At 64.9% G+C, this 21,393-nt stretch carries 24 protein-coding genes and 1 pseudogene; 21 read left to right on the top strand and 4 right to left on the bottom strand.

All coding sequences use genetic code 11. The annotated features are described in order from the left end of the window. Window positions 1–59 precede the first annotated feature (59 nt). The 3 genes from J8G26_RS02075 to J8G26_RS02085 are packed head-to-tail and all read right to left on the bottom strand — an operon-like array spanning window position 60 to window position 3,235. Window positions 60–698, bottom strand: coding sequence for an MBL fold metallo-hydrolase (locus J8G26_RS02075; protein ID WP_210567739.1), 639 nt, complete (start codon window positions 696–698; stop codon window positions 60–62). Window positions 699–752: 54 nt separating this feature from the next. Continuing rightward, window positions 753–1,526 carry a GntR family transcriptional regulator gene (locus J8G26_RS02080; protein ID WP_094097047.1) on the bottom strand — a complete coding sequence of 258 codons (774 nt, stop codon included), beginning with the start codon at window positions 1,524–1,526 and terminating at the stop codon, window positions 753–755. 17 nt (window positions 1,527–1,543) lie between these two features. After that, complete coding sequence (locus tag J8G26_RS02085; protein WP_210567740.1) at window positions 1,544–3,235, bottom strand: sigma-54-dependent Fis family transcriptional regulator; 1,692 nt, start codon at window positions 3,233–3,235, stop codon at window positions 1,544–1,546. Window positions 3,236–3,527: 292 nt separating this feature from the next. Between J8G26_RS02085 and J8G26_RS02090 the strand changes: the two genes are divergently transcribed. From J8G26_RS02090 to J8G26_RS02135, 10 genes are read left to right on the top strand one after another with little or no spacing between them, the layout of a single operon-like run. After that, entirely contained in the window at window positions 3,528–3,761 is a 234-nt protein-coding gene (locus tag J8G26_RS02090; protein ID WP_210567741.1) for a phenol hydroxylase subunit, read from the top strand. Window positions 3,762–3,774: 13 nt separating this feature from the next. Next, window positions 3,775–4,767, top strand: a complete 993-nt coding sequence (locus tag J8G26_RS02095; protein ID WP_210567742.1) for an aromatic/alkene monooxygenase hydroxylase subunit beta — start codon at window positions 3,775–3,777, stop codon at window positions 4,765–4,767. Between the two features lie 11 nt (window positions 4,768–4,778). After that, the gene (locus J8G26_RS02100; RefSeq protein ID WP_210567743.1) at window positions 4,779–5,063 is read left to right on the top strand and encodes an MmoB/DmpM family protein; all 285 of its coding nucleotides are present in this window, start codon (window positions 4,779–4,781) and stop codon (window positions 5,061–5,063) included. 40 nt (window positions 5,064–5,103) lie between these two features. After that, window positions 5,104–6,663: an aromatic/alkene/methane monooxygenase hydroxylase/oxygenase subunit alpha gene (locus tag J8G26_RS02105; RefSeq protein WP_210567744.1), complete on the top strand. Its 1,560-nt coding sequence runs from the start codon at window positions 5,104–5,106 to the stop codon at window positions 6,661–6,663. After that, window positions 6,660–7,016 carry a phenol hydroxylase subunit P4 gene (locus tag J8G26_RS02110; RefSeq protein ID WP_024538558.1) on the top strand — a complete coding sequence of 119 codons (357 nt, stop codon included), beginning with the start codon at window positions 6,660–6,662 and terminating at the stop codon, window positions 7,014–7,016. Before J8G26_RS02105 ends, J8G26_RS02110 begins: the two co-directional genes overlap by 4 nt. Window positions 7,017–7,070: 54 nt before the next feature. Beyond that, window positions 7,071–8,135 carry a phenol 2-monooxygenase domain-containing protein gene (locus J8G26_RS02115; protein WP_210567745.1) on the top strand — a complete coding sequence of 355 codons (1,065 nt, stop codon included), beginning with the start codon at window positions 7,071–7,073 and terminating at the stop codon, window positions 8,133–8,135. Between the two features lie 17 nt (window positions 8,136–8,152). Further along, on the top strand, window positions 8,153–8,503 hold the full coding sequence (locus J8G26_RS02120) for a 2Fe-2S iron-sulfur cluster binding domain-containing protein (RefSeq protein ID WP_047350241.1): 351 nt from the start codon (window positions 8,153–8,155) through the stop codon (window positions 8,501–8,503). 36 nt (window positions 8,504–8,539) lie between these two features. Next, the gene (locus tag J8G26_RS02125) at window positions 8,540–9,484 is read left to right on the top strand and encodes a catechol 2,3-dioxygenase (protein ID WP_196994578.1); all 945 of its coding nucleotides are present in this window, start codon (window positions 8,540–8,542) and stop codon (window positions 9,482–9,484) included. A gap of 32 nt (window positions 9,485–9,516) precedes the next feature. Next, a complete protein-coding gene (locus J8G26_RS02130) occupies window positions 9,517–10,407 on the top strand; it encodes a transporter (RefSeq protein ID WP_210567746.1) in 891 nt (296 codons plus the stop codon). A gap of 11 nt (window positions 10,408–10,418) precedes the next feature. Beyond that, window positions 10,419–10,889, top strand: a complete 471-nt coding sequence (locus J8G26_RS02135) for a heme-binding protein (protein WP_086913868.1) — start codon at window positions 10,419–10,421, stop codon at window positions 10,887–10,889. 44 nt (window positions 10,890–10,933) lie between these two features. On the opposite strand, the gene J8G26_RS02140 is transcribed toward J8G26_RS02135, so the two are convergent. Continuing rightward, window positions 10,934–11,857, bottom strand: a complete 924-nt coding sequence (locus J8G26_RS02140; protein ID WP_210567747.1) for a LysR substrate-binding domain-containing protein — start codon at window positions 11,855–11,857, stop codon at window positions 10,934–10,936. Between the two features lie 121 nt (window positions 11,858–11,978). Between J8G26_RS02140 and J8G26_RS02145 the strand changes: the two genes are divergently transcribed. From J8G26_RS02145 to J8G26_RS02195, 11 genes and pseudogenes are all read left to right on the top strand, one after another. Beyond that, entirely contained in the window at window positions 11,979–13,433 is a 1,455-nt protein-coding gene (locus tag J8G26_RS02145; RefSeq protein WP_094097056.1) for a 2-hydroxymuconic semialdehyde dehydrogenase, read from the top strand. Window positions 13,434–13,444: 11 nt separating this feature from the next. Next, window positions 13,445–14,308: an alpha/beta hydrolase gene (locus tag J8G26_RS02150; RefSeq protein ID WP_094097057.1), complete on the top strand. Its 864-nt coding sequence runs from the start codon at window positions 13,445–13,447 to the stop codon at window positions 14,306–14,308. 9 nt (window positions 14,309–14,317) lie between these two features. Further along, window positions 14,318–15,100 (top strand): 2-oxopent-4-enoate hydratase, encoded by a 783-nt coding sequence (dmpE, locus tag J8G26_RS02155; protein WP_094097058.1) that lies wholly within the window; start codon window positions 14,318–14,320, stop codon window positions 15,098–15,100. Between the two features lie 13 nt (window positions 15,101–15,113). After that, complete coding sequence (locus J8G26_RS02160; RefSeq protein WP_094097059.1) at window positions 15,114–16,028, top strand: acetaldehyde dehydrogenase (acetylating); 915 nt, start codon at window positions 15,114–15,116, stop codon at window positions 16,026–16,028. Window positions 16,029–16,041: 13 nt separating this feature from the next. Then, window positions 16,042–17,070: a 4-hydroxy-2-oxovalerate aldolase gene (dmpG, locus tag J8G26_RS02165; RefSeq protein ID WP_210567748.1), complete on the top strand. Its 1,029-nt coding sequence runs from the start codon at window positions 16,042–16,044 to the stop codon at window positions 17,068–17,070. 178 nt (window positions 17,071–17,248) lie between these two features. Then, entirely contained in the window at window positions 17,249–18,037 is a 789-nt protein-coding gene (gene dmpH / locus J8G26_RS02170) for a 2-oxo-3-hexenedioate decarboxylase (protein WP_210567749.1), read from the top strand. 26 nt (window positions 18,038–18,063) lie between these two features. After that, entirely contained in the window at window positions 18,064–19,032 is a 969-nt protein-coding gene (locus tag J8G26_RS02175) for a tripartite tricarboxylate transporter substrate binding protein (RefSeq protein WP_210567750.1), read from the top strand. Window positions 19,033–19,062: 30 nt separating this feature from the next. Beyond that, complete coding sequence (locus tag J8G26_RS02180) at window positions 19,063–19,899, top strand: fumarylacetoacetate hydrolase family protein (protein WP_210567751.1); 837 nt, start codon at window positions 19,063–19,065, stop codon at window positions 19,897–19,899. Between the two features lie 36 nt (window positions 19,900–19,935). Next, window positions 19,936–20,097 (top strand): annotated as a pseudogene (locus J8G26_RS02185) (4-oxalocrotonate decarboxylase); the annotation flags it as partial. 20 nt (window positions 20,098–20,117) lie between these two features. Then, window positions 20,118–21,104 (top strand): tripartite tricarboxylate transporter substrate binding protein, encoded by a 987-nt coding sequence (locus J8G26_RS02190; protein ID WP_210567752.1) that lies wholly within the window; start codon window positions 20,118–20,120, stop codon window positions 21,102–21,104. A 27-nt stretch (window positions 21,105–21,131) separates the two neighbouring features. Further along, complete coding sequence (locus J8G26_RS02195; RefSeq protein WP_210567753.1) at window positions 21,132–21,323, top strand: 2-hydroxymuconate tautomerase; 192 nt, start codon at window positions 21,132–21,134, stop codon at window positions 21,321–21,323. Window positions 21,324–21,393 lie beyond the last annotated feature (70 nt).

Below are 21,393 nucleotides of genomic sequence, written 5' to 3' on the forward strand. Positions count from 1 at the left end.
CCTGTAGCGCTTATTGGGCAAGCGCTAGCAGCTATAAAAACAGGAATGTGATGGACCATTCAGGTCCCGCCCACATAGGGATTGTTTTGGCGTTCGCGTGCAAACGTGCTCTCCGGCCCGTGGCCCGGGATGAACACCGTCTGATCGCCCATGGGCCACAGGCGCTGCGTGATGCTGTCGATCAGCTGCTGGTGGTTGCCCTGGGGGAAGTCGGTGCGGCCAATGCTGCCGGCAAACAGCACGTCGCCCACAAAGGCGCGGTCGATCTGCGGCGCATGGAACACCACATGGCCCGGCGTGTGGCCCGGGCAGTGGCGCACGTTCAGCGTTTCGTTGCCGATCTGCACCTGGTCGCCATCGTGCAGCCAGCGCGTGGGCGTGAATGGCTGCGCGGGCGGAAACCCGAACATCGCGCTTTGCTGCGGCAGGCCGTCGATCCAGAACTGGTCGCCCGGGTGCGGGCCGACGATGGGCAGTTGCAGGCGCTGGGCCAGCTCACCCGTGCCGCCGGCATGGTCGATGTGGGCGTGGGTGAGCCAGATCTGCTCCAGCGTGAGGCCCAGGCGCTCAATCTCTGCCAGCAGTGTGTCCAGATCGCCACCCGGATCAATGATGGCGGCATTGCGGGTGGCGTCGCACCAGACGATGGAGCAGTTTTGCTGGAACGGCGTGACGGGGATGGTGAGGTACTGGAGCATGGAAAAAATCAGTTCGGTTGCCGCATCGGCAGGCCCGAACGATAGCGCAAGCGTTCAGCCAGCCAACAGTGCCGGGGCGGCTTCGGCGGCGGCCCCTGGGGGCAAGGTCAGCTGGCCAGTGCGCAATGCCTGCGCCAGCAGATCGGGTGTGGCGCGGATATGGGCTTCAAGAGCCAGGGCTGCACGCGCTTCACGGCCGGCCAGGGCATGCTCGAAGATCTCGGTGTGCTCGGCATGCACGTCGCGCACCGACCCGGGCAGGCCCATGGCGTAGCGGCGGTAGCGTTCACCGTGGCGCGCCAGCAGGCCGAGCACCTTCTGTGTCCAGGGCGAGTCGTTTCCGCTCAGCAGGGCCTCGTGAAAACGCACGTTGAGGGTTTCCCATTGGCGGCGGTGGGCGGGGTCAATGGGTTGCTCCAGTGCCGAGATGGCTTCATAGCTGTGGCGCAGCGCGGCCCGCCAGTGCGCCCCGCCATTGCGAATGGACAGGCGCAGCGCCTCGATTTCGACGTGCACGCGCAGCCGGGTGATGTCTTCCAGTTCCTCGATGGCGATGGGGGCCACGCGAAAGCCGCGCTGCCCTTCCGTGGTCACCAGTGCATCGCTGGCCAGCCGCGTGATGGCTTCGCGCAGCGTGCCGGCACCCACGTTGTATTGCACCCGCAGGTGCTCGATCGGCAGCTTGCTGCCCGGCTCCAGCCGGCCTTCGATGATGTCATTGCGCAGTTCGGCATAGGTCTGCTCGATCAGTGTGCGCGACAGGGAGATACCCAGACCGTTCAGGTCGCTATCGGTGTTGAGCGCTTGCAGATAGGGGCGTTTGGCCATGGTGTTGCGTGGTGGGGTCAGGTCTGCGCGCGCTCGTTCAGGCGCGAAAGACGGTAGCTCAATTGGGGGCGCGTGAGGCCCAGTGCGCGCGCGGCGGCCGATAGATTGCCGCCGGCGCGTGCCACGGCCTCGCGGATCAGCGTGTCTTCGAGGGCTTCCAGCGTCAGCCCGCTGCTTTGCAACTGGTCGTAGAGCTGCGTGGCCTGCGCGGTGGGGGCTGCCGCATGCTCCAGCGTGCCCGCGGCGTTGAGGGTGGCGCCTGGCTGTACCGTGATGTGTGGAAACAGCAGGTCGGCGTCCACGCTCTCGTCCGATGGGGTGAGGATGACGCCCCGCTCGATCAGGTTCTCCAGCTCGCGCACATTGCCGGGCCAGGCATGGGCGCGCATCGCCAAAAGGGCGCGGTCGGTAAAGCCGGCCATGCGCTTGCCATGTTGCACCGCGAATTTTTGCAGCAGGTGCATGGCGATCGGCTCGATGTCGTCGGTGCGCTCGCGCAGGGGCGGGATGCGGATGGGATAGATGTTCAGCCGATACAGCAGATCGCGCCGAAAGCGCCCCTCTGCCACGGCTTTTTCCAGATCGACATTGGTGGCGGCCACCACGCGCACATCCACCTTGCGCGGCTGGGTGGCGCCCAGGCGCTCGATTTCGCCGCTTTGCAGCACCCGCAGCAGCTTGGCCTGTGCGGGCAGGGGCAGCTCGCCCAGCTCGTCCAGCATCAGGGTGCCGCCGTGCGCGCGCTCGAAGCGCCCGATGCGCGTGGCGGCAGCGCCGGTGTAGGCGCCTTTCTCGGCACCGAAGAGCTCGCTTTCGATCAGTTCGGCCGGCAGCGCCGCGCAGTTCACCGCCACGAAGGGCTTGTCGGCGCGCGCGCCCATGGCGTGCAGGGCGCGGGCAAAGCGCTCCTTGCCCACGCCGGTCTCGCCCGTGAGCAGCACCGTCACCTGCGTCTGTGCTGCCTTGCGCAGCAGCGCAACGGTCTGCTCGAATGCGTGCGAGCGACCTACCAGAGGACCCAGCTCATCGGCGGGCTGTAACTGGGTACGCAGGGTCTGCACTTGTGACTGCAGTTCGTCGAGTTTGACCAGCATCGATTCAGCATCGTAGTCGCGCGCCATCGCATCCCCATCGGGCCACTCGTGCGCAAAGCGGCCTTCAATCATGCAGTGGCCGTGTCCGCAAGCCGCGCATTGCACTTCCTTGAAGAGCACGGGGCGGTGAAAGAACGCACTGGTGTAGCCCGAGGCATAGCCGAGCAGCATCCAGCAGACCGGGTCATCCTGTGGGCCGAAGTCGCGGACATGGCTCTCGACCTCCCAGCTGTGGTCCCAGCGGAAAAGCCCATGAAAGTGGCCTGCCGCCTCATCGAGTTCAAAGGTCTGGGGAGTGACCTGCACCGCCCCTTCGAGCATGTGCAGCTGGGGGCCGACCGAGAACATTTCGAACAGCGATGCCTCAGGGCGAACCTGGCGTGCGAGCTGCGCGTCGCGTTCGCCCGAGGCGTAGCCCGCGCGCATCAGCAGGCGGCGCGTCTGTGCCGGCCCCAGTGTGTTCATCAGCTCCCGACGCAGGGCGCTCAGTGCCGCCACATGGACCAGCAGCATGCGCTGGCCAGACAGCCAGATGCGGCCATCGCCCGCTGAGAAATGCACCAGCCGGCGCAGATCGTTATCGGGTGGCAGGGGGGGCAGGGCGGTGGAAGGCATTCGCGCACTATCGATAAAAAGCGTGGGGAGCGCCATCGGGTTTGACCCGAGTGCGGGGGCTGTTCACCATTTCATCAATTCGCGACCGGCGGATTTCAGCATTTGATCATGCTGCACTGCGGCATCTGGCGCTGGCCGCGCCGGGGCCCGGCCGCCAGCGGCGGGTTGCCGGCTCCGGATGCGGGATTTTATAGGGACTAACCCTTGTTTTATCGATATTGAGGCCGTTTTATCGACAGTTGGCATGGCCTGTGCACCTGTGCAGGGGCCTAACCAAACCATGGAGCCCGCAATGAACCCAGAGCCAATGGCCACAGACAACCTGCACTGCGATGTGTCGCGCAAGTTCGTCCGTGTGCTTAAAAAACGGGACAACGGTTTGATCGAGTTCGAGTTTTCGATCGGCTGGCCCGAGCTGGCCGTGGAGCTGATGCTGCCGCAGCACGCCTTCGAGGCGTTCTGTCAGGCGCACCAGGTACGCCGCATCGGTGACCCGAGTGAAGGCCCCGCTTCCACCATCATTTGAGGAGACACAGCATATGAACATTGATCTGCAGGCGCGCGAAATCCAGCCTTTGCGCAGCACCTTCGCCCGCGTGGCTGCTTACACGGGCGACAAGCCCGCGTCGCGGTACCACGAAGCCACGCTGGGCATGCAGCCCGCCGCGAACTTCCATTACCGCCCGACCTGGGAGCCCGAGTTTGAACTGTTCGATGCCACGCGCACCGCGGTCAAGCTGGCCGACTGGGATGCGCTGCGCGATCCCCGCCAGTTCTACTACGCCAACTGGACCATGGCGCGTGCGCGCCAGCAAGAGGCGATGGAAGCCAATTACCAGTTTGTCGAGTCGCGCGGCCTGATCGACAAGATTCCCGACGCGCAGCGCGCCGCAGCCTGCGAGGTGCTCATGCCGCTGCGCCACGCGGCCTGGGGCGCCAACATGAACAATTGCACGATCTGTTCACGCGGTTATGGCACGGCGTTCACTGCACCGGCCATGTTCCATGCCATGGACCATCTGGCGGTTGCGCAGTACCTCACGCGCCTGGGGCTGGCACTGGGCGAGCCCGGCGCGCTCGACGCGGGCAAGAACGACTGGCTGCACGACCCGCGCTGGCAGGGGCTGCGCAGGCTGGTCGAGGACACGCTGGTCGTCAATGACCCGTTCGAGCTGTTCGTGGCGCAGAACCTGGCGCTCGACGGTCTGCTGTACCCACTGATCTACACGCATTTCGTGGACGACCACCTGGCCGTGCACGGCGGCACCGCGGTTGCCATGCTCACCGCCTTCATGCCCGAGTGGCACGACGAGAGCGCGCGCTGGGTGGATGCCGTCACCAAGGTGGCGGCCGCTGCATCGGATGAGAACCGCGCGCTCATCACCGGCTGGTTCAAAACCTATGCCGACCAGGCGCATGCCGCGCTGGCGCCAGTGGCCCAGTTGGCGCTGGGCGCGCAGGGCGACGAGGCACTGGCTGCCGTGCGCACGGCGCTCGACGCCCGCGCGCGCAAGTCCGGTCTGGCGGTGTGAAGGAACCCACGATGAACGCACCCACCGTCTCCAGCGTCTTCATTGCCTTTCAGGACAACGAAGAATCCCGTCCCGTCGTGGACGCCATCCTGGCCGACAACGCCGAAGCCGTAGCCACCTATCCGCAGGGGCTCGTGAAGATCAACGCGCCCGGTCGGCTTGTCATTCGGCGCGAAACCATCGAGGAGCAGACCGGGCAGCGCTTCAACCTGCAGCAGCTGCACGTCAACCTCGTCACGCTTTCCGGCTACATCGACGAAGACGACGACGAGTTTTCACTGAGCTGGCAGCACTGAGCCAGCCGGCCGTTTCACCCAACCACCAGGAGATAACACCATGGACGCACCTGCTATCAAGAAGAAATTGGGCCTCAAGGACCGCTACGCCGCCATGACGCGCGGCCTGGCCTGGGATACGACCTACCAGCCCATGGACAAGGTCTTTCCGTTCGACAAGTACGAAGGCATCAAGATCCACGACTGGGATAAATGGGAAGACCCGTTTCGCCTGACCATGGACGCCTACTGGAAATACCAGGGCGAGAAGGAAAAGAAGCTCTATGCCGTGATCGAGGCCTTTGCGCAGAACAATGGCCAGCTGGGTATTTCGGATGCGCGCTATGTGAATGCGATCAAGATCTTCTTCCAGGCCGTGACCCCGATAGAGTACCTCGCGCACCGCGGCTTTGCCCATGTGGGCCGCCACTTCACCGGTGCCGGTGCCCGCGTTGCCGCGCAGATGCAGTCCATTGACGAGCTGCGCCACTGCCAGACCGAAACCCACGCCCTGTCGCACTACAACAAGTATTTCAATGGCCTGCACCAGGCACCCCACATGTTTGACCGTGTGTGGTACCTGTCCGTGCCCAAGTCGTTTTTTGAAGACGCCTCCACCGCAGGGCCGTTCGAGTTCCTCACCGCCGTGAGCTTCTCGTTCGAGTACGTGCTGACCAACCTGCTGTTCGTGCCCTTCATGTCCGGCGCCGCCCACAACGGCGACATGAGCACCGTGACGTTTGGCTTCTCGGCCCAGTCCGACGAATCGCGTCACATGACCCTGGGCATCGAGTGCATCAAGTTCATGCTCGAGCAGGACCCGGCCAACGTGCCGATCGTGCAGAAGTGGATCGACAAGTGGTTCTGGCGCGGCTACCGCCTGCTCACCATTGTCGGGATGATGCAGGACTACATGCTGCCCAAGCGCGTGATGAGCTGGAAGGAAGCGTGGGAGATGTACGCCGAGGAAAACGGCGGCGCCCTGTTCCGCGATCTGGCCCGCTATGGCATCCGCGAACCCAAGGGCTGGAAGGAAGCCTGCGCCGGCAAGGACCACATCACGCACCAGGCCTGGGGCGGCTTCTACAACTACACGGCCGCCGCCGCGTTCCACACCTGGATGCCCAAGGAAGACGAGCTGAACTGGTTGTCCGAGAAGTACCCCGACACCTTCGACAAGTACTACCGGCCGCGCTTCGAGCATTTCCACGCGCAGCAGCAACAGGGCAAGCGCTTTTACAACAAGACGCTGCCCATGCTGTGCACCATCTGCCAGGTCCCCATGTTCTTTACCGAGCCCGGCGATCCGACCAAGATCTGCTACCGCGAGTCCGACTACCACGGCGACAAGTACCACTTCTGCAGCGACGGTTGCAAAGAAATTTTTGACGACGAGCCCGAGAAATATTCGCAAGCCTGGCTGCCCGTGCACCAGATTTACCAGGGCAACTGCTTCCCCGAGGGCACCGACCCGACGGTGGAGGGCTTTGACCCGATGGCTGCCGTGATGGACTACTACGACCTGAAGGTGGGCCGGGACAACTTCGACTTTGAAGGCTCGGAAGACCAGAAGAACTTTGCCGCCTGGCGTGGTGATGCTGTTCAAGGAGACAAGGCATGAGCGTCGTTGCTGTCAAACCCTACGACTTTCCCGCCCGCGATCGGCGCGAGAACTTCCCCGCACCGCTGCTCTACATCGGCTGGGAGGATCACCTGATGTTTGCATCACCGGTCTGCCTGCCGTTGCCGCCGGATACCCCGTTCGGCGCGCTGGCCCAGGGCGTGCTGCCCGGCGTGTACGGCGAACACCCCGACTTTGCCAAGATCGACTGGTCCCAGGTCGAGTGGTTCAAGTCCGGCCAGCCGTGGACGCCCGATCCGGCCAAGTCGCTGCAGGCCAATGGCCTTCAGCACAAGGACGCGATCCGTTTTCGCACCCCGGGCCTGACCGGCATCCAGGGTACGTGCAGCTAAGTCCCATTCGGTGAGGGAAGCCCGGGGGCTACCCCCGGGCCCCGCGTCCATGCCATGACCTACCAACTGACCATCGAGCCCTTGGGCGCAACGATCGACGTCGAAGAGGGCCAGACCCTGCTCGACGCCGCGCTGCGCCAGGGCATCTACATTCCCCACGCCTGCGGCCACGGCCTGTGCGGCACCTGCAAGGTGCAGGTTGCCGACGGCGATGTGGACCACGGTGCCGCCAACCCGTTCGCGCTGATGGACTTCGAGCGCGACGAGGGCAAGACGCTGGCCTGCTGCGCCACGCTGCAGTGCGATACGACCATCGAGGCCGACATTGACGAGGAGCCCGACGCCCAAATCATTCCCGTGCGCGACTTCGCGGCCACGGTGGAGCGCATCGAGCGGCTCACGCCCACCATCAAGGCGCTGCACCTGCGGCTGGACAAGCCCATCCGCTTTCAGCCGGGGCAGTATGTGCAGCTGGAGATTCCGGGCCTGGGGCAAAGCCGCGCCTTCTCGATCGCCAACGCGCCGGGCGCAGATGGCGAATGCGCGCAGATCGAGCTCAACGTGCGCCATGTGCCCGGCGGTGCCGGCACCACCTGGCTGCACGAGCAGCTGCAAGAAGGCGCGCGGCTGCGCCTGGCCGGGCCGTATGGGCGCTTTTTTGTGCGGCGTTCGGCGCGGCTGCCGATGGTGTTCCTGGCGGGCGGCTCGGGGTTGTCGAGCCCGCGCTCCATGATCCATGCGCTGCTTGCTGGCGGCTGCACGGAGCCGATCACGCTGGTCTATGGCCAGCGCTCGCGCGACGAGCTGTACTACGACGATGAATTTCGCGCACTCGCGCAGCAGCACCCGCAGTTCACCTACGTGCCGTCGTTGTCAGCCGAGCCCGAGGGCTCGGACTGGAGCGGCGCGCGCGGCTTTGTGCATCAGGCCGCGCAGGCGCACTTCCAGGGCAACTTTGCGGGCCACAAGGCTTATCTGTGCGGCCCGCCTCCCATGGTCGAGGCCTGCATTGCCACGCTGATGCAGGGGCGGCTGTTCGAGCGCGACATCTACACCGAGAAGTTCCTCTCGGCCGCCGATGCGCAGGGCGCGCGCAGCCCGCTGTTCAAGCGCGTTTGACGGAGGCCGGCATGTGGATGAGCCAACGACCCACCGTGGATGTGCATGTCGCGCAGACCGGTGACTGCTATGCCTGCGCCACCGACGAAAGCCTGCTCAAGGGCATGCTGCGGCTGGGCCGCAAGGGCATTCCCGTGGGATGCGTCAACGGCGGCTGCGGCGTGTGCAAGGTGCGCATCGTCGAGGGCGGCGTGCAGCCGCTGGGCCCCGTGAGCCGGGCGCATGTCAGCACCGAAGAAGAAGCGCAAGGCTACACGCTGGCCTGCCGCGTGGCGCCCACCCAGGCGGTGTGCCTGGAAGTGGCCGCCCGATTGCGCAAACCGTTTCTGGGCAGTGCCGCCTCGGTGGCGCAACGTCCAGCCAATTGAGTCATTGAAGATTTATCAACCAAGAGGAGACATGAAATGGGTGTACTGAGAATCGGCCACGCGAGCCTGCGGGTCATGGATATCGCTGCTGCCGTCAAGCACTACGAAGAGGTCCTGGGCCTCAAGACCGTCATGAAGGACAGTGCGGGCAACGTCTACCTGAAATGCTGGGACGAGTGGGACAAATACTCCATCATCCTGACCCCCAGCGACCGGGCGGGCCTGAACCACGTTGCCTACAAGGTGGAGAAAGACGAGGATCTGGAGGCGCTGCAGGCACGCATCGAGGCCTGGGGCATCAAGACCACGCTGCTGCCTGAAGGCACGCTGCCCTCCACCGGCCGCATGCTGCAGTTCAACCTGCCCAGCGGCCACGAAATGCGCCTGTACGCCATGAAGGAATACGTGGGCACCGATGTGGGCACTGTCAATCCCGACCCGTGGCCCGACGGTGTCCGGGGCGCGGGCGCGCACTGGCTCGACCACCTGCTGCTGATGTGCGAGATGAACCCCGAGGCCGGCATCAACACCGTGCAGGACAACACGCGCTTCATGAAGGAATGCCTGGACTTTTTCTTGACCGAGCAGGTGCTGGTGGGCCCCCAGGGCGACATGCAGGCTGCCACCTGGATGGCGCGCACGACCACGCCGCACGACATCGCCTTTGTGGGCGGCCCCGTCAGCGGCCTGCACCACATCGCGTTTTTCCTGGATTCGTGGCACGACGTGCTCAAGTCCGCCGACGTCATGGCCAAGAAGAAGGTCAAGATCGACGTGGCCCCTACGCGCCACGGCATCACGCGCGGCGAGACCATCTACTTCTTCGACCCCAGCGGCAACCGCAACGAAACCTTTGCCGGACTGGGCTACCTGGCGCAGCCCGACCGCCCAGTGACCACCTGGAGCGAGGACAAGATGGGCAGAGGGATCTTCTATCACACGGGTGACCTGGTGCCGTCCTTCACGGACGTCTATACCTGATCGGGCGCGCATCCATGCACAAGGAACACAGCATGAAAAAACACAGGGTCATTGCCGCGCTTGCCCTGGCAGGCGGTCTGGCCGTCAGCAGCGCGCAGGCCGAGGGGCACTACGTGCCGGGCGTGGAAGGGCTGCAGGGCGCCAGCGTGCCGCCGCCCGGCTTTTACTACCTGGGCTACCTCGTCAACTACAACATTGACGATTTCCGCGCGCCGGGCACCAGCGACAACCTGCCGGGCCACAACCGGGGCACCGTCACGGCGCTGTCCAACCGTTTTGTGTGGATCTCGCAATACAAGCTGCTGGGCGCCGACTACGGTATGGAGGCCATCGTGCCGGTAATGCGCACCTCGCTCACCATCAACGCGGCGGGCATCTCCGACACCCGCTCGGGCGTGGGCGACGTGTATCTGGCCCCGCTGGTGCTGGGCTGGCATGGCCAGCAATGGGACGCCGTGGCCGCCGCCGGCGTGTGGCTGGACAGCGCCAGCACCAGCCACCCCGCATCGCCGGGCAAGGGCTTCAAAAGCACCATGCTCACGGGTGGCCTGACCTATTACTTCGACAGCGCCAAAACCTGGACCGGGTCGGCCTTGATGCGTTTCGAGCGCAACGGCAAGAACGACGCGGGCCTGCGCCCGGGCAATCAACTCACGATGGAGTGGGGGGTGGGCAAGTCCTTCGGCACCTGGCAGGCGGGGCTGGTGGGCTACAGCCAGTGGCAGACCAGCGAAGACAGCGGGCCGGGCGCCAGCACCCACAAGGCATCGCGCCACGCGCTGGGGGCAGAGCTGGTGTACCCGATCGCATCGGCCGGGGTGTTCCTCAAGGGCGCTGTCTACAAAGAGCTGCGCGCCGAAGCAGGCACCGGCCCGCAGGCCAAGGGAACGCTGGTGCGGCTGACGATGGTCAAGGCCTTCTGAGCGCGATGCCCATGCCTGAATCCATTGGTGGACTGGGCGGCACCCCCTTGAGCCAGGTGCAGCGCGTGATTGATGCCCCTGCGGCCTTGCGCGCTGTGACGGCGGCGGTGCAGGCTGCCGCGGCATTGGGGGTGCATGTCAATGTGGCGGTGGTCGATGCCGCTGGCGTGCTGGCGGCGTTTGCACGCATGCCGGGCGCGCCACTGCACTCGGTGGATATCGCCATTGACAAGGCCTATACCGCCACCAGTTTCGGCCTGCCCACCTCCCGGTGGAACGAGGTCCTGCAGCAGCATTCGCAGGCAGTACGGGAGGGGCTTGTGCGGCGGCCGCGTTTTGTCGCGTTTGGGGGTGGACTGCCCATGGTGGAGGGCGATGTGCGTATCGGCGCCATCGGCGTCTCGGGCGCCAGCGAACAACAGGACGAGGCCATCGCCTGCGCTGGGTTGCAGGCCTTGGGGCTGCTGCCTGCTGCTGCCTGACGGCTGGCTCCATGGCCCGTTGTTTTTTGGAGTGCAGTGCAATGTCAACGCGGCTGGTGCGACGGTGGATCGGCGTGGCACTGCGCGTCGGCAAACGCGCGCACGACGTCCAGAAACGCCGCCAGCACCGGCGAGGTGTCGTCTGTGCGGTACAGGCAGCTGAGCTCGATGTCACGCAGGTGGCGCGAGCGCAGCGGCCGGTACTCCACCCCCGGCAAACGCAGGCTGGTAGCCGACTGGGTGGTGATGCAGGCGCCAAAACCTCCTGCCACCAGGGCCACGCAGGTCAGCACATCTTCCACCGCCTGCACCACGTTCAGGCGAATGCCCTCTCGGTGAAAGGCGCTGGCCACTTCTTGGGCCAGCCCGGGCAGCGGGGCGTTGGGGTAGACGATCATCGGCTCGCCGTCCAGGTCGCGCAGCGCAATCTCGTGGCGTACACACAGTGGGTGGGTTTCCGGGAGGCCGACCACCAGCTTCTCCTGCAGCACGGCCAGCACGCCCAGTCCGGGCTCGGGGGGAACCAGCCGGTTGAAGCCGATAGTGATGCGGCGTTCGCGCAGCGCCTGCAGTTGTTCCGCCTTCGTCAGGTTGTGCAGCTCGATGCGCACCTCGGGGCGCGCCCGGTGGAAAGCGGCCAGCAGCCGGGGGATCACGTCCAGCACGCCCGAGCCGAAGATGCCCACGTCGAGCTGGCCGATCAGCCCCTGCCCGGCCTGCTGCGTGCGGTCGCGCGCGCGTTGCGTCAGCGAAAGAATGTTGGGCACCTCGTCCAGCAGCGCCTGGCCGGCAGCGGTCAGCTCCACGCCCTTGGCGGTGCGCAGGAACAAAGGGGTTCCCAGTTCGTCCTCAAGCCCCCGGATCTGCCGTGTCAGGGGCGGCTGAGCCATGTGCAGCCGCGCTGCTGCCCGGCCGAAGTGCAGCTCCTGGGCGAGCGCAAGAAAGTACTTCATCTGGCGCAAATCCACCGTGCACCTCCTCATTTCAATACCTTGAAGGTATCAGATTTGGAAAATTTGGTATTGGACATTATGAGTCTCCCACCCTATCGTTACAGCCAGTCAGTGCTTGCGAGATAAGAAAGTCACCATGAAACAGATTCTGAATTTCATCAACGGCGAATACCAGGCCACCGGGCGCAGCTTTGATAAGCGTTCGCCGCTCAATGGCGCAGTGATCGCCCAGGTGCACGAGGCCGGCCGTGCCGAGGTCGATGCGGCAGTGGCTGCCGCCCGTGCAGCCCTGGATGGCCCTTGGGGCCGCATGAGCGTGGCCGAGCGCGTGGAAAAGCTCTACGCCGTGGCCGACGGCATCAACAAGCGTTTTGACGAATTTCTGGCAGCTGAATGTGCCGACACCGGCAAGCCCCGCAGCCTGGCCAGCCACATCGACATTCCGCGTGGCGCGGCCAACTTCAAGGTCTTTGCCGATGTGGTGAAGAACGTGCCCACCGAGTTCTTTGAGATGGCCACGCCCGACGGCCGCGGTGCCATCAACTACGGCTACCGTTCGCCCGTGGGCGTGGTCGGCGTGATCTGCCCCTGGAATCTGCCGCTGCTGCTGATGACCTGGAAGGTCGGCCCGGCGCTGGCCTGCGGCAACACCGTGGTGGTCAAGCCCTCGGAGGAGACGCCCCAGACGGCTGCCTTGCTGGGCGAAGTCATGAACGAAGCCGGCATTCCGCCGGGCGTCTACAACGTGGTGCACGGCTTCGGCCCCGATTCGGCGGGCGAGTTCGTCACTTCGCACCCTGGCGTGGATGCGATCACCTTCACCGGCGAAACCCGCACGGGGGAAGTCATCATGAAGGCGGCGGCCCATGGCGCCCGCCCCGTCAGCCTGGAGATGGGCGGCAAGAACGCTGCCATCGTGTTCGCCGATGCAGACTTTGATGCCGCCATCGAGGGCACCATGCGCTCGGCCTTTGTCAATTGCGGCCAGGTGTGCCTGGGCACCGAGCGCGTGTATGTCGAGCGTCCGATCTTCGATAAATTCGTTGCCGCGCTGAAGAAGGGCGCCGAGGGCATGACCATCGGACTGCCCGACGATGCCTCCACTGGCATGGGGCCGCTCATCGGCAAGGAGCACCAGGCCAAGGTGCTGTCGTACTACCAGCTGGCGGTGCAGGAAGGCGCCACCGTGGTGACCGGGGGTGGCGTGCCCGACATGGGCGCTGCGCTGGCCGATGGCGCCTGGATTCAGCCCACCATCTGGACCGGCCTGCCGGAGACGGCGCGTGTGATCAAGGAAGAAATCTTCGGCCCCTGCTGCCACATTGCCCCCTTCGACAGCGAGGACGAGGTGCTGCAAAAGGCCAACGACAACGTCTACGGCCTGGCCACCGCCATCTGGACGAAGGACCTGGCGCGTGCGCACCGCGTGGCGCAGCGCATGAAGGTGGGCCTGTCCTGGGTCAACAGCTGGTTCCTGCGCGACCTGCGCACCCCGTTTGGCGGCGCCAAGCAGTCGGGCATCGGCCGCGAGGGCGGCGTGCATTCGCTCGAGTTCTATACCGAACTCAAAAACGTCTGCATCAAGCTCTGAGAGGCACGACCATGAGCAACCCTGAAATCGCCCGCTCCATCGTGGCCGCAGGCATCCGCACCAATTACCACGACGTGGGCGCGGGCCATCCGCTGCTCTTGATCCATGGCTCCGGGCCGGGCGTTTCGGCCTGGGCCAACTGGCGCCTGGTGATGCCTGAACTGGCCCGGCAGGCACGGGTGATCGCGCCCGACATGGTGGGCTTTGGTTTTACAGACCGCCTGGACCTCACGCAGCCCGGCCAGCGCTACGACATGGACACCTGGGTGCGCCAGGCCGTGGGCCTGCTCGACGCCCTGGGCATCGAGAAAACCGACCTGGTGGGCAACTCGTTTGGCGGCGCGCTGGCTCTGGCCCTGACCATTCGCCATCCGCAGCGCGTGCGCCGGCTGGTGCTGATGGGCAGTGTCGGTGTGAGTTTTCCCATCACTGCGGGGCTCGATGCCGTGTGGGGCTATGAGGCCTCGTTCGAAAACATGCGCCGCATCATGGACGTGTTCGCCTGGGATCGTCGCCTGGTCAATGATGAGCTGGCCCGCATGCGATACGAAGCCAGCATTCAACCGGGCTTCCAGGAGTCGTTCTCGGCCATGTTCCCGGCACCGCGCCAGCGCTGGGTCGATGCGATGACCAGCTCCGAACAGGACATCCGGGCGCTGCCCCACCACACGCTGGTGGTACATGGCCGCGAAGACCAGGTGATTCCGCTGACTACATCACAGACGCTGGCTGCGTGGATTCCTCGATCGCAGCTGCATGTGTTTGGCCAGTGCGGGCACTGGACGCAAATTGAGCACACCGCGCGTTTCGTGCGCCTGGTGGGCGACTTCCTGGCCGAGGCCGGCGATGCCGAGCCCGCACCCTTGCAATCCTGAGGACCTTTCATGACGCCTGACATCCAGCAGCAGCTTGGCGACGAGCTCTTTGACGCACTGCAAGCGCGCCGTACGGTGCCCCCGCTCACCAGCCGCCACCCCGAGATCACCATTGACGACGCCTACGCGATCCAGCAACGCATGCTGGCGCGCCGCCTGGCCGCTGGCGAGCGCGTGGTGGGCAAGAAGATCGGCGTCACCAGCGCCGCCGTGATGAACATGCTGGGCGTGTTCCAGCCCGACTTTGGCTGGCTCACCGACGGCATGGTCTACAACGAAGGCGAGGCCATTCCCGCCAGCACGTTGATTCAGCCCAAGGCCGAGGGCGAGATCGCCTTTGTGCTGAAGAAGACCCTGAAGGGCCCTGGCGTCACCGCAGCCGACGTGCTGGCCGCCACCGAGGGCGTGATGGCCTGCTTCGAGATCGTCGATTCGCGCATCCAGGACTGGAAGATCAAGATCCAGGACACCGTGGCCGACAACGCCTCGTGCGGCGTGTTCGTTTTGGGTGACCGCTTGGTCGATCCGCGCGATGTCGATCTGGTCACTGTCGGCATGGTGCTGGAGAAGAACGGTGACATCGTGGCCACCGGCGCCGGCGCCGCTGCGCTGGGTCACCCGGCCAATGCCGTGGCCTGGCTGGCCAACACGCTGGGCCAGCATGGCATTGCGCTGGAGGCGGGCGAGGTCGTGCTGTCGGGTTCGCTCGGCATCATGGTTCCGGTCACCGCTGGCGACAGCCTGCGCGTGACCATGGGCGGCATCGGCGGCTGCTCCGTTCGTTTTGTTTGAAGGAAACATTTCCATGTCCCGAAAAATCAAATGCGCCCTGATCGGGCCCGGCAATATCGGCACCGACCTGCTGGCCAAGCTGCAGCGCAGCCCGGTGCTGGAGCCCGTGTGGATGGTGGGCATCGACCCCGAGTCCGATGGCTTGAAGCGCGCCCGCGCGATGGGCATCAAGACCACCGCCGAAGGGGTCGATGGCCTGATCCCGCACATGAAGCAGGATGGCGTGCAGATTGTTTTTGACGCCACCAGCGCCTATGTGCATGCCGAAAACAGCCGCAAGGTCAACGCCCAGGGGGCGCTGATGATCGATCTCACGCCGGCCGCCATCGGCCCGTTCTGCGTGCCGCCGGTCAATCTGAAGCAGCATGTCGGCAAGGCCGAGATGAACGTCAACATGGTCACCTGCGGCGGCCAGGCCACCATTCCGATGGTTGCCGCAGTCTCGCGTGTGCAGGCCGTGGCCTATGGCGAGATCGTGGCCACCGTGTCGTCAAAATCGGTCGGCCCCGGCACGCGCAAGAACATCGACGAGTTCACCCGCACCACGGCTGGCGCGGTCGAGCAGGTGGGCGGTGCCAAAAAGGGCAAGGCCATCATCATCATCAACCCGGCCGAGCCGCCGCTGATCATGCGCGACACCGTGCACTGCCTGACGGAAACCGAGCCTGACCAGGCCGCGATCACCCAGTCCATCCACGACATGATCCGCGAGGTGCAGAAGTACGTGCCGGGCTACCGCCTGGTCAACGGCCCGGTGTTCGATGGCAAGCGCGTGAGCGTGTTCCTCGAAGTCGAAGGCCTGGGCGACTACCTGCCCAAGTACGCCGGCAACCTGGACATCATGACCGCCGCCGCCGCCCGCACGGCGGAAATGTTTGCCGAAGAAATCCTGTCCGGTTCGCTCACCCTCGAACCCGTGGCTGCGTAAGGAGAAACAGCACATGACCAACACACTCAAGGGCCGACGAGTCCGCCTGCACGACATGACCTTGCGCGACGGCATGCACCCCAAGCGCCACTTGATGACGCTGGAGCAGATGAAGACCATCGCCTGCGGCCTGGACGCCGCCGGCATGGCCCTCATCGAGGTCACGCACGGTGACGGACTGGGCGGCAGCTCGGTCAACTACGGCTTTCCCGCGCACACCGACGAGGAATACCTGGGCACCGTGGTGCCCCTGATGAAGCAGGCCAAGGTGTCGGCGCTGCTGATTCCCGGCATCGGCACCGTGGACCATCTGAAGATGGCGCATGAACTGGGCGTCAGCACCATCCGCGTGGCCACGCACTGCACCGAGGCCGACGTGAGCGAGCAGCACGTCACCTTGGCCCGCAAGATGGGTATGGACACCGTCGGTTTTCTGATGATGAGCCACATGAACAGTGCCGAAGGCCTGGTCACGCAGGCCAGGCTGATGGAAGGGTACGGCGCCAACTGCATCTACATCACCGACTCGGCCGGCCACATGCTGCCGCACGACGTGAAGGAAAAGCTCGGCGCCGTGCGCCAGGCCTTGAAGCCCGAAACCGAGCTGGGCTTTCACGGCCACCACAACCTGGCCATGGGCGTTGCCAACAGCCTGGCCGCGATCGAGGTGGGTTGCAGCCGCATCGATGCCGCCGCTGCAGGCCTGGGCGCCGGCGCAGGCAACACCCCTATGGAAGTGCTGGTGGCTGTGTGCGACCTCATGGGCATCGAGACCGGCGTGGACGTGTTCAAGATCCAGGACGTGGCCGAAGACCTGGTGGTGCCCATCATGGACTTCCCCATCCGCATCGACCGCGACGCGCTCACGCTGGGTTATGCCGGCGTGTACGGCTCGTTCCTGCTGTTCGCCAAGCGCGCCAGCCAGAAGTACGGCGTGCCGGCACGCGAAATCCTCGTCGAGATGGGCCGCCGCGGCATGGTCGGCGGCCAGGAAGACATGATCGAAGACACCGCGCTCACGCTGGCCAAGGCGCGCGGCTGAAATGAAACACCCTCTGAGCCGCTTCGCGCCTTCCCCCTCTCTCTACGCGCTGTGCGCTACGAGAGGGGGACGCAGCCAGCGGCCTGGCAAAGCCAGTTCCGCGGCTGCCTGGCCTGATCCGCACCTGTTTCATGGGCTGCGGGTGGCGCGCCGCGCAAGAGATAACTAAGGAAAAAAAATGGCATTGAACGCATCCACCCTCGACCAGCTCGCCGAGCTGCTGGAAAACTGCCAGCTCCAGGTGCAAGACACCCTCAAGGTCACCGAGTCCCACCCCGACATGGACTGGGACGACGCCTACGCCATCCAGGACCGCATCCTGGCGCGCAAGCTGGCGCGCGGCGCCCGCGTGGTCGGCTACAAGGCGGGCCTGACCTCGCACGCCAAGATGAAGCAGATGGGCGTGACCGACCCGGTGTTCGGCTTTCTGGTGGACGAGTTTGTCGTGCCCGAAGGCGCAGAAATCCAGGTCAGCGACCTGATCCACCCCAAGGTCGAGCCCGAGATCTGCTTCATCACGCGCACCGAGCTCAAGGGCCCCGGCTGCCATATCGGCGCCGTGCTGGCGGCCAGCGACGTGGTACTGCCCGGCATCGAGGTGATCGACAGCCGTTACCGCGACTTCAAGTTTGACCTCAAGAGCGTGGTGGCCGACAACACTTCGGCCTCGCGCTTCGTGGTGGGCGGGCGCATCGCCTCGGCGCGCGACGTGGACCTGCGCACCCTGGGCGTGGTGCTCGAGAAAAACGGCCAGCCCGTGGCCATGGGGGCCGGCGCTGCGGTGCTGGGGCACCCGGCCGCCGCGGTGGCCATGCTGGTCAACCACCTGGGCCGGCGCGGGCAGTCGCTGCCGGCCGGCTCGCTGGTGCTCTCGGGCGGCATCACCGAGGCGGTGTCGGTGCAGGCGGGCGACAACATCACGCTGCGCATCCAGAACCTGGGCAGCGTGTCGGTCCGGTTCGTTTGAATTTTTTGACTCACTGGGAGTGCAAGATGAAAAGTCGTTATTTGTTAGCCGCCTGTGTCGCTGGCCTACTCACGCTACCCGTCTGGGCGCAAGACGCGTATCCCAACAAACCCATCAAGATCATTGTTCCGTACCCGCCCGGCGGCTCGGCCGACATTCTGGCGCGTGATATTGGACAGCGCCTGTCGGCGGCCTGGTCGCAGCCGGTGGTGATCGAGAACCGGGGTGGCGCGGCCGGAATGACGGGCACGCAGGCGGCGGCGCGCAGCCCGGCCGACGGATACACCTTGATGCTGACCGCCAGTGGCCCGCAGGCGATCGCCCCCAGCCTCTACCCCAAGCCGGGCTACGACCCGATCAAGGACTTCGCGCCGGTGGTGCTGACTTCGCGTTACCCGCTGCTGATGGTCGCGCCCGCCAACGCGCCTTACAGCGACACCAAGCAGTTCATTGAATGGGCGACGCGCAACAAGGGCAAGGTGAACTACTGCTCCATTGGCCCCGGTTCGCCGTCCAACCTGGCCGGTGAGTTGTTCAAGTCGATGGCTGGCATCGAGATGACCCACATTCCCTACAAGGGCAGCGCGCAGGCATTGACCGACCTGATCGGTGGAGTGTGCAACCTGATGTTCGACAGCGTCGCCACCTCTGGCCCGCAAGTAAAAGGAGGCAAGATAAAAGCCTTGGCCATCTCGACGCCCGAGCGCGCCGCGTCCTGGCCATCGGTGCCGACGGTGAGCGAGTCGGGGGTGCCGGGCTTTAGTGCCATCACCTGGGCGGCGCTGTTTGCGCCCGCAAGCACGCCCGAGCCCATCGTGCAAAAGCTCAATGCCGAGGTCGGCCGCATCCTGGCCAGCCCCGAGGTGCGGGGCAGGCTCGACGCCCAGGGCGGGTTGGTCGGTGGTGGCACGCCGGCTGAGCTGCGCAGCTTCAACGAGGCCGAAATTCGCAAATGGGCGAAGATTATCAAAGACAACGGCATCACGGCCGAGTGATGGTGAAAGCGCTGTCCTATGGATCCCATCATGAAAAGCCAGCCGCAGCGGCTTGAAATGCGCCGCATCCTGCGCAACGGCAGGGCACAGACCGGTCGTTATGCCGACGGCGTGATCCATCTGCCGGACGGCAGCGTGGTCCGCGAGGTCGATGCCGTGCACCTACCGCCGTGCGAGCCAAGTAAGATCATCTGCGTGCATCTGAACTACGACGACCGGCGCATCGAGATTCGGCAGCCGCACCCTGAGCCGGCCCCCAGCTACTTCTTCAAGCCGCCCACGTCGCTCAATGCACACGAAGGGGTCGTCTACCGTCCGATCGGCACCAAGTACCTCAACTACGAAGGTGAGATCGGCGTGGTGATCGGCGCCGAGGCACGCGGCGTCACCCGCGAGCAGGCCCATCATTACGTGCGCGGCTATGTGGCCGCCAACGATATTGGTTGCCATGACTTTCGCGACATCGACCGTGGCAGCATGCTGCGCGTCAAGGGCATGGACGGGTTCAGCCCCATCGGGCCAGGCTTGGTCAGTGGCATTGACATCCGGCAATCGCGCCTGCGCACCTACGTGAACGGCCAGTTGGTGCAGGACGCATCGGCGGTCGACATGGTGTTCGGCATCGACTACCTGATTGCCGATCTGTCGCGCTATATGACGCTGCTGCCGGGCGATCTCATTCTCACTGGCACGCCCGCGCATTCGCGGCCCATGAACCCTGGCGATCTGGTCGAAGTCGAGGTCACCGGCGTTGGCCGCCTGCGCAACCGCATCGCCGAGGCTCAGTCCCAGGCGGTGACTGTGGGCCATGCACCCACCGACACACCGCAAATCCGGCACATCGCTCTAGGTGGCGAAACTCAATGAACAACCGAAACGTGTTCGGTGATGAAAAGACGTGAAGTCGCCATGCTGGTCAACCACCTGGGCCGGCGCGGGCAGTCGCTGCCGGCCGGCTCGCTGGTGCTCTCGGGTGGCATCACCGAGGCGGTGTCGGTGCAGGCGGGCGACAACACCACGCTGCGCATCCAGAACCTGGGCAGCGTGTCGGTTCGTTTTGTGTGACAGAAAAGAAAGGCAGAAAAATGCAACGCAGACAATTCATCGCAGCCGGCGCGGGCGCTGCCCTGTCGGCATCTATGGCCGCCTTTCCGGCCTGGTCGCAGGACCTCTGGCCGTCCAAGCCGGTCAAGCTGATCGTGCCGTTCCCGCCTGGCGGGCCCACCGATGTCATGGGGCGCACGGCGGCCAAGGTCATGTCCGAGAAGCTGGGCCAGCCCTTCGTGGTGGAGAACAAGGCCGGCGCGGGGGGCAACATCGGCACCGAGGCCATTGCCAAGGCGCCCTCCGATGGGTACACCATCGGCCTGTCGGCCATCAGCAGCCTGGCCATTGCGCCGCACCTGTATGCCAAGGTGCCGTTCTCGGTCGAGAAAGACTTTGCGCCGATCTCGCTCGTGGGCACCTCGCCCTGCGTTATCGTCGTGCATCCGAGCGCGCCCTTCAATGACCTCAAGGGCCTGGTGGCCTATGCCAAGGCCCATCCGTCCAAGCTCAATTACGCGACCTCAGGCATCGGCACCAGCAACCACCTGGCGGCCGAGTTGCTGCAGGCCACGGCGGGCATCCAGCTCACCGGCGTGCCGTACAAGGGCTCCAGCCAGATCGTGCCCGACCTGCTCTCGGGCGTGGTGATGATGAGCATGGAAAGCTCGCTGGCGACCACGCTGCAGCACATCAAGGCCGGCAAGCTCAAGGCGATTGCCGTGACGTCGTCCAGGCGCTCGCGGGCGCTGCCCAACGTGCCGACCATCGCCGAGTCAGGTTACCCGGGCTTCGAGGTCGAGACCTGGTTCGGACTGGTGGCCCCCGCCGCCACGCCGCGCGCCATCGTGGACAAGCTCCAGGCCGCCTGGAGCGACGGCTCCAAGTTGCCCGATGCCGTCCATGCGTTCGATGCCATCTCGGCCGATATCCGGGTCCAGACACCGGCGCAGTTCGCCGATTTCATGCGCACCGAGAACATGCGCTGGGGTGAGCTGATCCGCAAGCTCAACATCAAGCTCGATTGACCTGTCCCATAGAACCAAGGAAACGATATGCCATTTGCCCAGATTTACATGATCGAAGGCCGTACCGAAGACCAGAAAAAGGCTGTGATCGAAAAGGTCACGCAGGCGCTGCACGAGGCCGTGGGTGCGCCCAAGGAGAACGTGCGCGTGTGGATCCACGACGTGCCCAAGGAGAACTGGGGTATTGCCGGCGTCAGCGCCAAGGAGCTGGGGCGCTGACGCGGTTCGGTCAGAGGGACTTATTTGCAATCTTATTTATAGCATTTAGCGCTTTATAGATAAGCGTTGG

It is taken from the genome of Acidovorax sp. JG5 (assembly GCF_017939685.1).
Classification (GTDB): Bacteria; Pseudomonadota; Gammaproteobacteria; order Burkholderiales; family Burkholderiaceae_C; genus Acidovorax.

Excerpts from the sequence above, each read along its gene's own strand:
- J8G26_RS02190 (WP_210567752.1), top strand. The coding sequence starts at position 20,118 with ATGCAACGCAGACAATTCATCGCAGCCGGCGCGGGCGCTGCCCTGTCG.
- J8G26_RS02195 (WP_210567753.1), top strand. The coding sequence starts at position 21,132 with ATGCCATTTGCCCAGATTTACATGATCGAAGGCCGTACCGAAGACCAG.
- J8G26_RS02125 (WP_196994578.1), top strand. The coding sequence starts at position 8,540 with ATGGGTGTACTGAGAATCGGCCACGCGAGCCTGCGGGTCATGGATATC.
- J8G26_RS02135 (WP_086913868.1), top strand. The coding sequence starts at position 10,419 with ATGCCTGAATCCATTGGTGGACTGGGCGGCACCCCCTTGAGCCAGGTG.
- dmpG (WP_210567748.1), top strand. The coding sequence starts at position 16,042 with ATGACCAACACACTCAAGGGCCGACGAGTCCGCCTGCACGACATGACC.
- J8G26_RS02115 (WP_210567745.1), top strand. The coding sequence starts at position 7,071 with ATGACCTACCAACTGACCATCGAGCCCTTGGGCGCAACGATCGACGTC.
- dmpH (WP_210567749.1), top strand. The coding sequence starts at position 17,249 with ATGGCATTGAACGCATCCACCCTCGACCAGCTCGCCGAGCTGCTGGAA.
- J8G26_RS02175 (WP_210567750.1), top strand. The coding sequence starts at position 18,064 with ATGAAAAGTCGTTATTTGTTAGCCGCCTGTGTCGCTGGCCTACTCACG.
- J8G26_RS02075 (WP_210567739.1), bottom strand. The coding sequence starts at position 698 with ATGCTCCAGTACCTCACCATCCCCGTCACGCCGTTCCAGCAAAACTGC.
- J8G26_RS02145 (WP_094097056.1), top strand. The coding sequence starts at position 11,979 with ATGAAACAGATTCTGAATTTCATCAACGGCGAATACCAGGCCACCGGG.
- J8G26_RS02130 (WP_210567746.1), top strand. The coding sequence starts at position 9,517 with ATGAAAAAACACAGGGTCATTGCCGCGCTTGCCCTGGCAGGCGGTCTG.
- J8G26_RS02120 (WP_047350241.1), top strand. The coding sequence starts at position 8,153 with ATGAGCCAACGACCCACCGTGGATGTGCATGTCGCGCAGACCGGTGAC.
- J8G26_RS02105 (WP_210567744.1), top strand. The coding sequence starts at position 5,104 with ATGGACGCACCTGCTATCAAGAAGAAATTGGGCCTCAAGGACCGCTAC.
- J8G26_RS02085 (WP_210567740.1), bottom strand. The coding sequence starts at position 3,235 with ATGCCTTCCACCGCCCTGCCCCCCCTGCCACCCGATAACGATCTGCGC.
- J8G26_RS02180 (WP_210567751.1), top strand. The coding sequence starts at position 19,063 with ATGAAAAGCCAGCCGCAGCGGCTTGAAATGCGCCGCATCCTGCGCAAC.
- J8G26_RS02100 (WP_210567743.1), top strand. The coding sequence starts at position 4,779 with ATGAACGCACCCACCGTCTCCAGCGTCTTCATTGCCTTTCAGGACAAC.
- J8G26_RS02110 (WP_024538558.1), top strand. The coding sequence starts at position 6,660 with ATGAGCGTCGTTGCTGTCAAACCCTACGACTTTCCCGCCCGCGATCGG.
- J8G26_RS02150 (WP_094097057.1), top strand. The coding sequence starts at position 13,445 with ATGAGCAACCCTGAAATCGCCCGCTCCATCGTGGCCGCAGGCATCCGC.
- J8G26_RS02095 (WP_210567742.1), top strand. The coding sequence starts at position 3,775 with ATGAACATTGATCTGCAGGCGCGCGAAATCCAGCCTTTGCGCAGCACC.
- J8G26_RS02090 (WP_210567741.1), top strand. The coding sequence starts at position 3,528 with ATGAACCCAGAGCCAATGGCCACAGACAACCTGCACTGCGATGTGTCG.
- dmpE (WP_094097058.1), top strand. The coding sequence starts at position 14,318 with ATGACGCCTGACATCCAGCAGCAGCTTGGCGACGAGCTCTTTGACGCA.
- J8G26_RS02080 (WP_094097047.1), bottom strand. The coding sequence starts at position 1,526 with ATGGCCAAACGCCCCTATCTGCAAGCGCTCAACACCGATAGCGACCTG.
- J8G26_RS02160 (WP_094097059.1), top strand. The coding sequence starts at position 15,114 with ATGTCCCGAAAAATCAAATGCGCCCTGATCGGGCCCGGCAATATCGGC.